At 67.8% G+C, this 12720-nt stretch carries 17 protein-coding genes; 10 read left to right on the top strand and 7 right to left on the bottom strand.

All coding sequences use genetic code 11. From position 1 onward, the window contains the following. Window positions 1-122: 122 nt before the first annotated feature. Window positions 123-1013 carry a hypothetical protein gene (locus tag ACIOD1_RS33185; protein WP_401906715.1) on the bottom strand — a complete coding sequence of 297 codons (891 nt, stop codon included), beginning with the start codon at window positions 1011-1013 and terminating at the stop codon, window positions 123-125. 627 nt (window positions 1014-1640) lie between these two features. Further along, window positions 1641-2564: a hypothetical protein gene (locus ACIOD1_RS33180; protein WP_401906712.1), complete on the bottom strand. Its 924-nt coding sequence runs from the start codon at window positions 2562-2564 to the stop codon at window positions 1641-1643. Window positions 2565-2865: 301 nt separating this feature from the next. On the opposite strand from ACIOD1_RS33180, the gene ACIOD1_RS33175 reads away from it, so the two are divergent. Both ACIOD1_RS33175 and ACIOD1_RS33170 read left to right on the top strand, forming a co-directional pair. Beyond that, window positions 2866-3198: a DUF6233 domain-containing protein gene (locus ACIOD1_RS33175; protein WP_401906710.1), complete on the top strand. Its 333-nt coding sequence runs from the start codon at window positions 2866-2868 to the stop codon at window positions 3196-3198. A gap of 23 nt (window positions 3199-3221) precedes the next feature. Next, window positions 3222-3434: a hypothetical protein gene (locus tag ACIOD1_RS33170; protein WP_401906708.1), complete on the top strand. Its 213-nt coding sequence runs from the start codon at window positions 3222-3224 to the stop codon at window positions 3432-3434. A 9-nt stretch (window positions 3435-3443) separates the two neighbouring features. Here ACIOD1_RS33170 and ACIOD1_RS33165 read toward each other — a convergent pair whose 3' ends face one another. Both ACIOD1_RS33165 and ACIOD1_RS33160 read right to left on the bottom strand, forming a co-directional pair. Beyond that, on the bottom strand, window positions 3444-4394 hold the full coding sequence (locus ACIOD1_RS33165; protein WP_401906705.1) for a helix-turn-helix domain-containing protein: 951 nt from the start codon (window positions 4392-4394) through the stop codon (window positions 3444-3446). Between the two features lie 499 nt (window positions 4395-4893). Continuing rightward, the gene (locus ACIOD1_RS33160; RefSeq protein WP_401906704.1) at window positions 4894-5226 is read right to left on the bottom strand and encodes a hypothetical protein; all 333 of its coding nucleotides are present in this window, start codon (window positions 5224-5226) and stop codon (window positions 4894-4896) included. 22 nt (window positions 5227-5248) lie between these two features. Here ACIOD1_RS33160 and ACIOD1_RS33155 point away from each other — a divergent pair, with 22 nt between their 5' ends. Together ACIOD1_RS33155 and ACIOD1_RS33150 are read left to right on the top strand one after the other, a co-directional pair. Next, window positions 5249-5512 carry a hypothetical protein gene (locus ACIOD1_RS33155; RefSeq protein ID WP_401906701.1) on the top strand — a complete coding sequence of 88 codons (264 nt, stop codon included), beginning with the start codon at window positions 5249-5251 and terminating at the stop codon, window positions 5510-5512. Between the two features lie 571 nt (window positions 5513-6083). Beyond that, window positions 6084-7016 carry a hypothetical protein gene (locus ACIOD1_RS33150; RefSeq protein WP_401906698.1) on the top strand — a complete coding sequence of 311 codons (933 nt, stop codon included), beginning with the start codon at window positions 6084-6086 and terminating at the stop codon, window positions 7014-7016. A gap of 563 nt (window positions 7017-7579) precedes the next feature. Here the strand turns inward: ACIOD1_RS33150 and ACIOD1_RS33145 are convergent. Continuing rightward, window positions 7580-7981: a DUF4259 domain-containing protein gene (locus ACIOD1_RS33145; protein WP_401906696.1), complete on the bottom strand. Its 402-nt coding sequence runs from the start codon at window positions 7979-7981 to the stop codon at window positions 7580-7582. Between the two features lie 80 nt (window positions 7982-8061). On the opposite strand from ACIOD1_RS33145, the gene ACIOD1_RS33140 reads away from it, so the two are divergent. The 5 genes from ACIOD1_RS33140 (at window position 8062) to ACIOD1_RS33120 (ending at window position 11212) form a co-directional block, all read left to right on the top strand. Next, window positions 8062-8601: a winged helix-turn-helix domain-containing protein gene (locus ACIOD1_RS33140; protein ID WP_401906693.1), complete on the top strand. Its 540-nt coding sequence runs from the start codon at window positions 8062-8064 to the stop codon at window positions 8599-8601. Beyond that, window positions 8598-9134 (top strand): transposase, encoded by a 537-nt coding sequence (locus tag ACIOD1_RS33135; protein WP_401906764.1) that lies wholly within the window; start codon window positions 8598-8600, stop codon window positions 9132-9134. Before ACIOD1_RS33140 ends, ACIOD1_RS33135 begins: the two co-directional genes overlap by 4 nt. A gap of 574 nt (window positions 9135-9708) precedes the next feature. Beyond that, window positions 9709-9945, top strand: a complete 237-nt coding sequence (locus ACIOD1_RS33130; RefSeq protein WP_401906690.1) for an acyl carrier protein — start codon at window positions 9709-9711, stop codon at window positions 9943-9945. Window positions 9946-10065: 120 nt separating this feature from the next. Next, the gene (locus tag ACIOD1_RS33125) at window positions 10066-10311 is read left to right on the top strand and encodes a hypothetical protein (protein WP_401906687.1); all 246 of its coding nucleotides are present in this window, start codon (window positions 10066-10068) and stop codon (window positions 10309-10311) included. Between the two features lie 589 nt (window positions 10312-10900). Further along, window positions 10901-11212: a hypothetical protein gene (locus tag ACIOD1_RS33120; RefSeq protein ID WP_401906685.1), complete on the top strand. Its 312-nt coding sequence runs from the start codon at window positions 10901-10903 to the stop codon at window positions 11210-11212. A 517-nt stretch (window positions 11213-11729) separates the two neighbouring features. Here ACIOD1_RS33120 and ACIOD1_RS33115 read toward each other — a convergent pair. Together ACIOD1_RS33115 and ACIOD1_RS33110 are read right to left on the bottom strand one after the other, a co-directional pair. Next, window positions 11730-12065, bottom strand: coding sequence for a hypothetical protein (locus ACIOD1_RS33115; RefSeq protein ID WP_401906683.1), 336 nt, complete (start codon window positions 12063-12065; stop codon window positions 11730-11732). A gap of 136 nt (window positions 12066-12201) precedes the next feature. Further along, window positions 12202-12330 carry a hypothetical protein gene (locus ACIOD1_RS33110; protein WP_401906681.1) on the bottom strand — a complete coding sequence of 43 codons (129 nt, stop codon included), beginning with the start codon at window positions 12328-12330 and terminating at the stop codon, window positions 12202-12204. A gap of 52 nt (window positions 12331-12382) precedes the next feature. On the opposite strand from ACIOD1_RS33110, the gene ACIOD1_RS33105 reads away from it, so the two are divergent. Continuing rightward, on the top strand, window positions 12383-12652 hold the full coding sequence (locus tag ACIOD1_RS33105; RefSeq protein ID WP_401906679.1) for a hypothetical protein: 270 nt from the start codon (window positions 12383-12385) through the stop codon (window positions 12650-12652). Window positions 12653-12720 lie beyond the last annotated feature (68 nt).

Genomic DNA, 12720 nt, shown 5'->3' with positions numbered 1-12720 from the left:
CTGTGGGGTGAGCTGTCCTGGCTTTGGCCGGGCAAGGCTTTCTCCGCGCGAGCGAGCTGGACGACGCCAAACGCCCCACCCTGGGGCAGTTCCCGGGATAGGGCGCGGCGCATAACGGCGGGCTACTTCGCGGTCAGGTACTCCGAGCGGATGTAGAGCCCGCTGCGCTTGTCGAACGTCCACTTGAGCCATTCGGCTGTTCCCCGGTCACGCAGACACTGTTCCCAGTTCGGACCGTCCATCGGCGCGTACCAGTCCTCATCGGTGCTGGAGACGTCCGTGAACGCGTAGTTCGGCGGGAATTTGTCCACCAGCCACATGAAGCCGCCCCACTGGTCGACCTTCTTGTGCCAGCGGAACGCCGAGACCTTCCACGCCGGCGTCGTCGCCTTGACCGGAGCGTCCGGCGCGCTGTTGAACGCGTCGTACACCCGGCGGTCCTGTGCGCCCATCGCCGCGCGCTTGTTCGCCTCCTCCACGATGGCCTGCTGCTTGTCCACAAGGAACTTGGACAGGCCGCGGGTGGTGTCGTCGTCCAGCGGTTCGATCAACTCGGCCAGACGTTCGGCGGGCAGGTACGCCAGGACGGTGCCCGGAGAGTGCATGTCTTGCGCGACGGCGGCGTTCAGCCAGTCCACGGCCGGCTGCCATGTCTGCGTGACGCCCTTGTAGTGGCGCATCGTGTAGTACTCCAGGATCGCCGCCCGGACCCCGTCCAGTACGGCCGGGGTCAGCTTCGCCGCCAAGCCCTCACGTGTCTTGACCGGAAGCTGACCGAGCAACTCCGTCCGGTCGGCCCGGGGAATCAGCCGGATCTCCTCGGCCGTCAGCTCGGCCCAGTCCGCGAGCTTCGCCGTTTCATCGGCCTGGTACTGCGTCCACTTCTCCAGTTCGCGCCTCCGGGCTGCCGCCAGGGCGGCCTCAAGGTCGAAGTCCGGGTCGGCGTAGTTCGGGATGCCGTCACCGTCTTCATCGCCGATCTGCAGCTCGTAGGTGTTCTCCGTGGTCGTCATGGGTCAGCCCTTCATCGGGGTGGCGTGCCGTAATCGATCTTTACAGAGTGTCGTCACTCACCGCTGCTACTTGCACACACAGGGCGACGATTTGGCGGGCCGACCCGGTCTTCTTGGCCGAAACCCGCGCTCCCGAGGCCCGACACCGGGGCGCGAGTTCCACAGGCTTCGGATGCTCGTATCCCGCCGATATCCACCCTGCGCACGCCTCCAGGCGGGAGCGCGCGGCGAGGCCGCTGCGCACGTCCATGCCGGTGTAGTGCACCCCCGGGCCGTACACCCCGCCAGGCCGCGCCCCAGCGATCGAACCCCTCTGGCCAGCGTGCTTGATCTTCGATGGCACGAACTCGCGTCGATCAATGTTCGATGGCACGCGCTCAATGTTTGACGGCACAGGACACGGCGCGACTGTCCGGACGCCTGGACCGCTCGCCTTGGAATTCGAACATGAGATCTAATAAGAGTGGCGTCCTCCGACGCCCCCGCACCGCCGAGGAGCTTGCCGTGACCACCCCCGCACCCACCCCCGCCAGACCCACCGTCGCCACCTGGTCCCCGAGCCAAACCGGCCCGTGCGCGAAGTGCCACCTTCTCTGCACTTCACGCGCCGAAGGGATCTGCTGCCTGTCAGGTGGTTGCCGCAGGTCCTGTCCAAAGATGCTCACCTGGAGCATGGTTGGCTGCCCGGTTTGCCGCGAGGTGCGCGTCTCGCCGCTGGAGCACGCCCTCGGCGTGAACCGCTCGCAGGGCGGACTCGATTACGAACAGCCGCCCAAACTGGTAGTCATCGGCGTTGAGTGACTTGTCGCCTTCGGTCAGGAAGAACTTGATGCTCCCATCCGCGAACTGCTCGATGTGGGGTGTCAGCACCTTGAAGCGAGCGTAGCGGGCGTAGTCGATGCCGAGGGCAAGTACCTGCATAGCCTCGCGGAGCTGTTGGGTTACCTCGGTGAGCTTCGCGACCTGCTGGGCTTGCTTGTCGTGGTAGGCGGCCCTGGTCAGCCGGAACTTCGCCAGATTCGGGCCGAAGCGAAAGGGCCGGCGGCCGGGGTATTTGATCTTGGGTAGCTCCGCGTGAAATTGGATCAGGTCCGCGAGTGCCAGCGCCAGTCCAGCCATCGCCGTAGGGTAGTCGGCCAGCACAGCGTGGGTGTCGGCGTCCTCTAGCAGTTTGACGGTTTCCACCCGACTCACCAGATCGATCATGTCGATGTCCTCGAAGCGTGCGCCGAAGATCATTGGGCAGGCATCCGTGAAGAAGGACGAGACGTCGCCCCGCGCTTGGTCGATGGCCCGCGCAGAGGGGAAGGTGCCGTAGTGCTTGAGCGCCACCCTCAGCTTGTTGGCCCGGTCCATCGCCAACTTGCCGGGAAGCTGACTGCCGGCTGGGAGTCCCGGCTGGAGCTTTGTCCAATACTCAACGAAACTGATCTGAGTAGGCACGTTGACCTGCAGATGTTCCACCGCGAGGAGCAGGAAGTGCTCCACTGCGTCCTGGAACGACAGGATCGCCGTTGATGACATCGGCTCGGGCAGTGCGGACTGGGTCACCCCCTGCTCGTGAAGGTAGCGAATGAATGCAAGTCGCTGAACGGTCTGTGGGGTCGGTGGACTGGACAACGAGAACTCCTGCTTCGCTGGGTGGGCTTATGCCCGGTCGCGGCGTGCTACCGCCGCACCAGCAGATCCTTCTCTAGTTGACTGAACCGTGCCAGCGATTTGGGCTGCGCAGGTAGGGAACGGTGGTGCAGTTAATACGCCAGCCGTGCGCGCGCTACGGCGCTCCGAACGCGAGCCCGCTGTGTGTCACCTGTGGGACCGCCCGGCAGGACTCCGTACAGGTCGGCTGATCATGTCCGAGCTACCGCCCGACCTGCCACGCCTGGCGACGGTGGTCACCTACCTGCGCGGCGAGTTGAGTCGGGCGGAGCGGGCCCTGGCCGTCGCCGAGGAACGCGAAGCCCTCGCCGCGCGACGGCGCCCGCCGCCGGAGCCCCCGGCGTGGCTGGTCGAGCGCGGGATAGGCGCGGGCCGCCCCCCGGTCCGCGTGCACACAGGCGACTGCTGGGACACCCGCAGCCGCTGCGCCCCGGCCGGCGCCGATCAGATACGGGCTCTCCTCGCCCAGGGCGTCCCCGAGTGTCGGCACTGCCGGCCGGACACGGCCCTCGGAGTGCTGGAGTGACCCGCCGACCTCAGGGTGGAGAGATGAGCAACGGCCGGCCGCGCGTGGTGGTGTACCCACCGGACGCCCAGGGCGGGCGCCGCGTTCGCGCGGACGGGGAGATCCTCGGCCGCGCCTTCGGCCCCGGCGACCTCCTCGAATTCCTGCGCCGCGCCGGCCTCGACCCCGACGACATACCCGCCGACGGCGCAGGCCTCATCGAATGGCGCGGCGGCGGCCCCGCCACCTGGTCCTAGCCCTCGTGGCTACATAGGGGAAGACGGAGATCGGATGTCGGGGGATCTTGGCATCGTTGCTTGTCGGACCGTTCGGAAATGTTGGTAGGAACTGGCACCACTCGTTCGGGCGTGGGCCTTGGCAGCTTGGGTGATGAACTGGCGGGTGCTGTCCGGGTCCAGCGCCCGGGCCTGGAGGTGCTCGTACATGACGCCGTAGTGCTGTACGTCGGATCGTTTCTCCAGGTACAGGTCGCTGGTGAACCTTTCCAGATACACCGTGCCCTTCCCGGGGGCGTCCGCGAACGTGAGGATGGAGAACTGTCCCGAGATGCCCGGGTGGGCTCCCGCCTCGTGTGGGAGGACCTGCACGGTGATGTGCGGCTGGTTACCGAAGTGGTTCAGGTGCTCGAGCTGTTCGCGCATGACGTCGGGGCCGCCGACCGTACGGTGCAGTACCGATTCGTCCAGCACGGCCCATAAGCGGAAAGGGCGGGCGGGGTGGTGGGCCCGGTGCTGCCGGCGCAGCCGTACCTGAAGTCGGGCGGCTTCCTGTTCGGGCGTGGCCGGAGGGATCGTTTCCGCGATGATCGCGGCCGCGTAGGCGGGGGTTTGCAGCAGGCCGGGCACCACGAGGGACTCGTAGGAGTGGATCGAGGAGGCGCCCGTCTCCAAACCGATGTAGACGGCGTACGGGACCTCGCCGAAGGCGACCCACCAGCCATGGCGCCCCGACTCCCTTGCCTGCCGCATCAACGCGTCGACGACCTGGGGGTCCGTGACCCCGTAAAGGCCGCACAGGTCCCGCACATCACGGGGCTTGATGATTCGGCGGCCGTTCTCCAGATGGCTGATCTTGGGCTGGGAGATCAGCAACCGCTCGGCCACCTGGGTACTCGTCAGGCCACTGTCCAGACGGAGCCGGCGCAGTTCCGCGCCGAGCCGGCGCCTTCGGACGGTGGGATTCTCATTCGCCGCCACGGGCGGTCTACCTCCGGCTCGGGACCGTCTACCGGCCAGGCGAATGCCACGGCCGGGCCCGGGCGAACGCGTTCGCCGTGCAGAAACGATCAACGAGCCTCGAAGCCAAGCGTCACCTTGTGCGAGCCGGGGCCACTATCCGAGGTAGTGCAGCCGTGCCCCTCATCGTGGGCGGCACACTCAGGGCCCCGAAGCAAGCACCCAGGCGCTCTCAGTTCTCAGCGACATCATTTCCCCGTGAACAAGGGTGGTCTCGCCGCTGGACAACATGCGCTCTCGTGACTGGGTTCTGGCACACATTCCGTGAAGGATCTTCCCGGACCTGCGTCAGACGGGCCGGGCCCGAGAGTGACCAGCACCGATCGGGATCACGTGGCCCCGATGAGGGTGTACTCAAGATCGCTCACGGAATGTGTGCCAGAACCCGTGACTGGCCGACAAAGCCAGCTTGATCGAGTGGCGGGGCGGCGGTCCCGCCACCTGGCATCAGGCGTAGGCCTCACGCTGAGGCGGGGCGGCGCTCGCCTTTCAGCAGCCGCTGGACGTAGGGCCGGTAGACGCGCATCGACCGGTCTGCGATGCACAGCGTGCCGGTCGCGAGGATGATCGTGCGGGTGCCACCGGCCCGATACCGCAGGTCCGCGATCGGGACGAGCCGGTCGCCCGCGAGAACATGGTCTCCGACCCGAAGTTCGTGGGGAGGGCAGTCCACTGGGGCGGTGCCGGGCGGGATCACCACCGCCGGCTCCTGTGCGGCCGGCCGCTTCCCCGCCGGAGCGCACAGCACCGTGCGTGCGATCCACTGGAACCCGGCGCCGTCCATCAGCCGCATGACCAGCGGGGACGAGTAGAGCTTGACGACCTCGCCGCGTGCCTGGCGCTCCCGGTCGTTTCCGGGAGCGATCGGCGTCAAGACCGGTACCACCACCGCTTCCGGCAAGTGCCTCGTCTTCTCGGTCACCCGAAACGGCAAGACGATCATCGGCGTCCTGCTGAACGACGAAGAACGCTACATGGACTCCATGGCCCTCTCCGACTGGGCCCTCGGCCCGGCCGCTGGCTCTAGGACCGCACTCCAGCGCAGCAACGCCACCCCGATCCCCGACATCCTCGACTGACCCCGCCTCGAAGCGGATACCGCCCGCGTTCGCCTGCACGTCTTGCTGCCGACACCACATCGTGTCGGCAGCAAGGCGCCCCGCGCTATCACCGGTAAAGTGGCCCGACGCCCCGGTTCGGACATGCGGGTTGTCGTACCGACCACATTTCGACCAAGCCGTCTGACCCACGCTCCAGCAGATCGGCGAGAACGACGAACTCGTCTCCCGCGCCAAGGGCATCGCCTTCGCCGCGCGCCTGGCGCGGCGCGCCCAACGAGTGTTCACGCCGGGCTGTCCGTGGAGCGTCACAAGTCAGCGCGGGCAGGGACGCCTTCATACGTACGCAGGGTGCGACATCGTTCCGCGGGCAGCGCTCCCAGGGCCGCCGCACGTCCACACTCAATGATCACTTAGCATGCGCCAATTACCAGAATGCTTATGTAACAAGGGGAACGCTGTGCACCTGACCAGGCACATCAAGATGGCAGTCGCGGGAGCGGCGGGGATAGCTCTCTTCACAGGGTGTGCGGGTGCGGGGAGCTCGACGGCGGGGGCGACAGGCAGCTCGCCGTCAGGGACGCTGCTGCCCGTGAAGACCGGTGCCCGCGATGTCGTCCACACCTCCATCGACGAGAAGCAATACCCGGTCCGCCTCGCGGTCAAGGGGCTGGTCCGCGGGTCTGAAGAGGACCTCAAGGGCGTGCGTATCGAGGGCGACCTGAAGGGCAAGACCCCCTACTACCTCACCTACGAGGTCACCAACACCGGCCGGTCGCAGATCCCCCGGGCCTACGAGGTGTTCCGCAATCTTGCCCTGACCGGGACCGACTGGGCACCGGGAACACAGGTCAGCGTGAGTGCCTCGAACCTCTGCGCGGACTCCACGCCCGAGACTCTGACGCCAGGTGGCTCCTACACCTCGTGCGGGATGTACATGCTGCCCAAGGACGTCGGCGCTCTGACCGTGACGCACACCATGGGACGCGGGCTCATCACCCCGGCCAAGCAGGTCGCCGCCTGGCCGGTCGACGGCGGCCTCGACACGGCCTCGAAGGAAATGGCGAAGATGGGCGACACGATCGCCGTGCGATGGGACGCAGGGTCGAAAGAGGGCGGTGTCCTCGAACTGCCCGCCACACTGAAGTCCCTACGCAAGGGCAAACCGGCCGACCTCAACGGCCTCGGCCTCAAACTCAACGACGAACAAAAACTCCGCACCCCGTACTACGTGACGATCTCCTACCGCAATCCCGGAAAGAGCAGCCTCTACGCCGCCACCCTCGGCAGCAGCGTCCGCTTGCTCACCCAGGGCGCGCAGCAACTCGGCGGCGTACCCGCCGAGCTCCTGGACGAGCCCGGCATCACCGCCTGCCCGACCGACAACGCCAGCACGATCCCACCCGCCGGCAGCATCACACAGTGCACCATCCATCTGGCAGCCGACGGCGACGCCCCGGCCGCAGTCGGCTTCCACGACGCCGGCGAGGACGGCCTGACAGGTTGGCGGGTATCCACCTCCTGACACCCCCTACCAGCCAAGGCGCCTCCGCCGCATGTTCGACCGGTCAAACGCCATCTTTGGGCGGATTGGACCGTTCACGACCGACGTCACAGCGCCTGGCTGCGTAGGTCGGCAGCAGAAACGGTTGTCGACGCATTCTGGGAACGACCACGGGTCGACGATCGCGACGCTGTTGATGAGAAGCAGGAGCAGCTGAGCCGCCGCAGGCAGCCGGCCCCCGATCCCCGTCCCGGCTGTCTCCACCCGCCCGGTGGCCGTGGTCGCGGCGCGCCGCCGAGGCATACAGCAATGGGCCCGTCCGGAGCTTTCTGCGGCCGGGGCGTCCGGCACACGATCCCGGAGAAGACCGACAGTCAGGCCGCTCGTCTGCGCAAGAGCTCAGGCGGCGGGCGGCCGACTGCCCCGTCGACGAAAAGCGGTAGGCGCAACATCGTCGAGCGTGCCATCGACAGCCTGAAGCGCATCGGACGGTGGCTACCCCGCTCGACGAGCGCCACTATGCCTACCTGGGCACTGCCACGTTCCTCAGCCTTTGGCTCCGGACATGATCGGCCGGACAAGTTCTAATCGAACGCGCAAAGGATGAGCTGCACTTCTTGGCGCCACTCTGCAGCGGTGCTGCTGTCCACCCATCCTCGGGCGAGTTTGGATCTATCACCCAGGACACGGCGGAGCGCTTGGCGGGCCATGGCACGCACCGGCTCTGGTATGAGGGGGAGTGGCCTCTCCGACGCGTCCTCAGGGTTCGTGGGGATATCGCTGACCTGGGCCTGGCCGATGGCGTAAGCAGCGGCGGCAACTGCCTCTACTCCGTCCTCGGCGTCGACAATCGGGCCGGAATCGACCACTCGCTGAAATGCTTCCTGGATGGCGGCCACAGCCTCCTGTGGCGGCAGGTCATGGAGCCAGTCCTTAAAGTCGTCGGCGAGGTCGCTCTGGAACGGTCCTGTTCCCCACGTTCCCATATCTGTCTCCTGGTATTACTGAGGATTTCGGGTTGTCGTCGGGTGGTGACGGTTCATGATTCCTGCGGTATGCCGGTGGTATGCGTTATCCGGAGGGTGGGGGCCTGACCGCTGAGCGTCGGGCGTTTCGTGAGGGGATCCGGCTTCAGGCCGGCGCACGGTTCGCGGCGGGTGAGAAGACCGTCGTGATCGCGAAGGACCTGCGGGTGGGTGTGCGGTCGGTGGAACGCTGGCGTCGTGCCTGGCGCGAGGGCGGCATGGAGGCCCTGCACTCGACGGGCCCGGCCAACTCCCCGACCGTCACCGATGCCCAGTTCAGCATGCTCGAGGAGGAACTCGGCAAGGGCCCGTCAGCGTACGGCTTCGAGGATGAACGGTGGACTCTGGTCCGGGTCCAGACGGTGATCCGCCGCCGGCTGCGGGTGAGTCTCTCGGTGGCGACGGTCTGGCGGCTGCTGAAGCGGCACGGCTGGTCCTGGCAGGCACCGGCCCGCAGAGCACTGGAGCGCGACGAGCACGCGGTGGAGCTGTGGAAGAAGGAGGTGTGGCCCCAGGTAAAAGGCTCGCGGCGGCGTGTGGGGGCTGGATCGCCTTCGAGGACGAGGCCGGATTCTCCATGACGCCGCCGGTCGCCCGCACCTGGGGCCGGCGCGGACACACCCCCGTCATCCGCGTCCGCGGCCGCTCCCGCCGCCGGACCTCGGTCGCCGCCCTGTGCTGCTACAAACCCGGCGAGAAGAGCCGCCTCATCCACCGGCCCCGCAACCATCTCCTGCTCAAGGGCGCCCGAAAGAGCTTCGCCTGGCAGGACTACCGCGACCTCCTGGTCCGGGCACACATCCAGCTCGGCGGCCCCATCGTCGTGGTCTGGGACAACCTCAACACCCACCTGGCCTCCGGCCTGAAACACTACGAGGCCGAACACGACTGGCTCACCACCATCCGCCTCCCCGCATACGCACCAGACCTGAACCCGGTCGAAGCCGTCTGGTCCCTCGTGCGCAGAGCCACGGCCAACACCGCCTTCGACACCCCAGACGACCTCGACCGCAAACTCCGCCGCGAGTTACGCAGAATCCAACTCCGACCCCACCTCATCGACGGCTGCCTTAACGCCACCGGCCTGGCTATCAACCCACCGACCCCACCCTGAAATCCTCAGTAAACAGATGCGGGACCAATGAGCCGATGCATAGACCCACAGGCGCGGGCGTCGGCAGGACCGGTTCTTCGCGGCGATAGCGGAGACCGAGCGGGAGAACATCCGCGAGTCGACCCTCGAAGGGCTCGACGCGGCGGCGGCCCGCAAGGGCAAGCACGGCGGCAGGCCGCCCGTCATCACCGAGGACATGCTGCACACGGTGCTCGGCGCAAGGCGCTCGGCGAGTCCGTCGAGCAGATCCAGCCGGACCTGATCATCCCCACCGGCAAGCGCAAGGGACAGGACACCAGCGTCGCCAGCATCTACCGCGCGCTCGCCGGGCACGAGAAGCAGGAGGCGTACCCCGAAGCCGTAGAGGCCGCGCACGCCGACTTCGCCGACCTCCAGGACGCCGACGGCATCCCGCGCCCCGCCGAACCTGTATCCGGCGTCCGGATGACCCGCTGACACCCGTCCCCGCTGCCCCGTACACCAGTGATCACTTTGGTGACTGTGGCGATGTTTGACCCGTGCTCACCCTGTCCAGGACTCATATGTCACAGGGACTACCGAGCAGAGGAGCAGCATGTCCAGCATCGAAGCCCAGGTCAAAGAGGTCATTGCCGAGACAAGCCGTCGTCGGCCGGAGGACATTCGGAACGACGCCACGTTGAGTGAGGACCTGAGTCTGGACTCGATGAATGCAGTCGAGATCGTCACGATTCTGGAGGAGCGGTGCCAGGTCGAAATCTCAGACCAGGCGGCCGAGGGGTTCAAGCGGGTGCAGGACGTCATCGACTACATCACCGCCCGCAAGCAATAGAGGATCCGGCGGCGACGGCGCCGACAAGGCGTGCGGTGCGATAGCGGTCAACCGTTCTTCGAGGCGCCGACAGCCCGCGAGGGTGAGTCACTTCGCCAGCCTAAGATCGTTTAAGGGACCATGAACCACACTAAGCGCATGTTTGCCGCGGTGGCCCTTGCCGGCGTCGCCTTCTCCGCAGCGGTTGCAGCACCAGCACACGCTGCCGACAGCGGGGCGGAAACCGGCATTCTTGACCCTGAGGCGCCTCTGGCTCTCCCGGCCGCCAACCATCACGGTGACGCGTTCACCTACCACTCGCCCCGGGTCGGCAATAGGAATTTCGTTGACCACATTGTCAACTCGGGCATCCCGCTGACCCACTAGGACAGCCGCGATCAACCGCGTAACAAGCGCGGTCCGGATGCCGCCCCCACCGTGAAGAGACCCCCGGCACCTACCCTGCCGGGGGTCTCTTCGCGCGGTGGGGGCGTTACGTGAGGGTCGGTCCGTCAAGCAATGGGGCCGAGAACTCGGTGTGCCTTGTCAAGCGTGCTGTACAGCGATCGCGCCGCCCGGGTACTAGAGGTCCCTTCGACAGGTGGACTTGTCAGCCACCAATGGGCTTTCTCATGTACGGGCAGTCCGCCGGGCGTGCGCAGGGCCTCGTCCACCGCGAGGAAGAGACGTACCGCGACGGCCCGGCCGGTGCGCAGCACCACCCAGCGCCCGTCACTCAACCGCGCGGCCCGGCCGCTCACCGCCGCACGCGCCCCGCAGTCCGCAATGGCAGGCCGGGGCGTGTTCCACGCCGACCGTCGATCGGAATCGGCCAATCCCCGGCCGGACCTCGCACTGGCCTCTCGACCCGTGAATGATCTCCAGAACGGATCGTAGAGGCCCTGCCGTACGCGGCCCGCCCCCACACCCGGCCTACTCCCGCACGGGAGAGAACCAGCCGAACGAGGAGCCATCAGTGACCGGCAGCATCCCCACCGACATCACTGTCGACGAAGGCGTCCACCAGATCCCGGCCACGACGCGGGCACCCGAGACAGCCGACGCCTCAGACGCCCGCGAGAGCCTGCTCAGGGCCATCAGCAAGGAAGCCCTGACCCTCGCGGACAACCATTCGGGACAAGCGTCGGCCGCACTGCGCGACCTCGCCCACGCCTACGCCCTCGTCACCACCGCCGTCCCACCGACGGCCGGCCTCACCCGGCCGACCGGACGGGCATCGAGCACCGACCTGTCCGTCACGGGCATGATCTCTCCCGACGCGGTGTGAGAGGACACGCTTACCGAGCCTGCCCATCCGTCGCCCGCACAGGCACGAGCGATGCGCCGCATCGAGGGTGCCGTCCGTCGGATCACGAAGAGCGGGGTGTGGTACTTCGCAGCGGTCCTGCCACGCGGCAGGTCAGGCAGGCGGGACCGTTGTACCGCTGTTCCCCGAGGCCGAAGAAGGTCCGGAACGAGTCCGGGGCGACCCGGTGCGCTGTTGCTCACGTCTTTCGAGGCAGGGGCCCGGTCCTCGGAGTCCGTCAGGGAGATGCCCGCGGTGGCGGTGGAGTACGTGGACCAGCAGGTGAAGGTCCCCGCCGGGGCGTGGGCGGACGACGACTGGCAGGGCGGGCCTGCCCGCCGGGATGCCACCGACCGGGGTCCAACCCCATCCAGCCCTCGCCGTACGGTTGCGGGGGGGGGGGGGCCCCCCCCCCCCCCCCCCCCCCGCCGGGGGGGGGGGGGGGGGGGGGCCCCCCCCCCCCCCCCCACCGGCCCGCCCCGGCGCGGCCGTTTGGGGTTCAGGCCCGCGTAATGATGAGCTTCGCCTTGTTCTCCGGGTCCTTTTCGAGGAGGTACGTCGGCGTGGTCCGCGCGCTCCTGGCGGGGCGGGCGATCGGGGTGCCGGTGTACGACGCGACAGCGGCCCCGGACCCGTTCACGGCGGTGAGTTCCGCGGGAAGGGCGGTTCCCCCGCTGACCACGAGCACCGGTGTCCCGTCCACGTAGCGCACGCTCAGAACGCCCACGTCCTGCGCTGCGACCTCAGTAGCGGGGATCACCGCCGACTGGGTGATCCCGGACTCGGGGACCGTACCCAGATCGGTCACCTCGGGCGTGATCTGTTCGTCCGTCATGGTTGTCTCCCTCCCGGCCGGCTCCTTGCCTACCATGCCGATCTTCCCACGTCCGGCCGGGCCGGACGTGGGGTTGGTGATCCCGGCTCCGCCCCTCCGGGCGGTCAAAGCCGGGGCGGGGCTGGTGGGTTGGGGGTCATGGTGCGGCGGGGGTGGCGTCGGCGAGGTAGAGGCCGCCGCCCTGGGAGGCGAGGGCGGCCGAGGACACGGCGTCCGGGGTGTCGGGGGTCTGTCCCAGGGGCGACCACGGCGAAAGACTCGACACCGCAGCTCGCGAGGGCAGGCTCGGCGGCCGGCCCCCGGTCATCACCTACGCCATGCTGCACACCGTGCTCCTACGCCGCGCGAACGACGAGACGGTCGAGGACATCCAGCCCGACCTTCTCATCGGCACCGGCCACCGCACGGGACAAAGCCCCAGCCTCGCCGGCATCCACCGGGCTCTCGCCGAACACGCCAAGGCCCAGAGCTACCCCGACGCCGCCACCGCGGCCCCCGCCGACGCCGCCGCACTCCCGGCAGACGATGACATCCCAGGACCCCGCCCGGCCCGCACCCTGCATCTCGGCGACGAACCCACGGGATGAGCGGCTCCGGAGCCCGGGCCGCCCGGACCCAAAGATCTGTTTATCCGCTGGTCACCCTGGCGGGGTCG

The sequence above is a fragment of the Streptomyces sp. NPDC088097 genome, assembly GCF_044741845.1.
GTDB lineage: Bacteria > Actinomycetota > Actinomycetes > Streptomycetales > Streptomycetaceae > Streptomyces.
Note: the sequence above shows the minus strand (reverse complement) of the source record. Positions and strands in the feature narration are given on the sequence as shown.

Bases quoted from the DNA above. Each gene is read 5' to 3' on its own strand.
- ACIOD1_RS33185 (WP_401906715.1), bottom strand. From the start codon at position 1,013: ATGACGACCACGGAGAACACCTACGAGCTGCAGATCGGCGATGAAGAC.
- ACIOD1_RS33175 (WP_401906710.1), top strand. From the start codon at position 2,866: ATGTCCGAGCTACCGCCCGACCTGCCACGCCTGGCGACGGTGGTCACC.
- ACIOD1_RS33170 (WP_401906708.1), top strand. From the start codon at position 3,222: ATGAGCAACGGCCGGCCGCGCGTGGTGGTGTACCCACCGGACGCCCAG.
- ACIOD1_RS33160 (WP_401906704.1), bottom strand. From the start codon at position 5,226: ATGCGGCTGATGGACGGCGCCGGGTTCCAGTGGATCGCACGCACGGTG.
- ACIOD1_RS33145 (WP_401906696.1), bottom strand. From the start codon at position 7,981: ATGGGAACGTGGGGAACAGGACCGTTCCAGAGCGACCTCGCCGACGAC.
- ACIOD1_RS33140 (WP_401906693.1), top strand. From the start codon at position 8,062: ATGCGTTATCCGGAGGGTGGGGGCCTGACCGCTGAGCGTCGGGCGTTT.
- ACIOD1_RS33135 (WP_401906764.1), top strand. From the start codon at position 8,598: ATGACGCCGCCGGTCGCCCGCACCTGGGGCCGGCGCGGACACACCCCC.
- ACIOD1_RS33130 (WP_401906690.1), top strand. From the start codon at position 9,709: ATGTCCAGCATCGAAGCCCAGGTCAAAGAGGTCATTGCCGAGACAAGC.
- ACIOD1_RS33125 (WP_401906687.1), top strand. From the start codon at position 10,066: ATGAACCACACTAAGCGCATGTTTGCCGCGGTGGCCCTTGCCGGCGTC.
- ACIOD1_RS33115 (WP_401906683.1), bottom strand. From the start codon at position 12,065: ATGACGGACGAACAGATCACGCCCGAGGTGACCGATCTGGGTACGGTC.
- ACIOD1_RS33105 (WP_401906679.1), top strand. From the start codon at position 12,383: ATGCTGCACACCGTGCTCCTACGCCGCGCGAACGACGAGACGGTCGAG.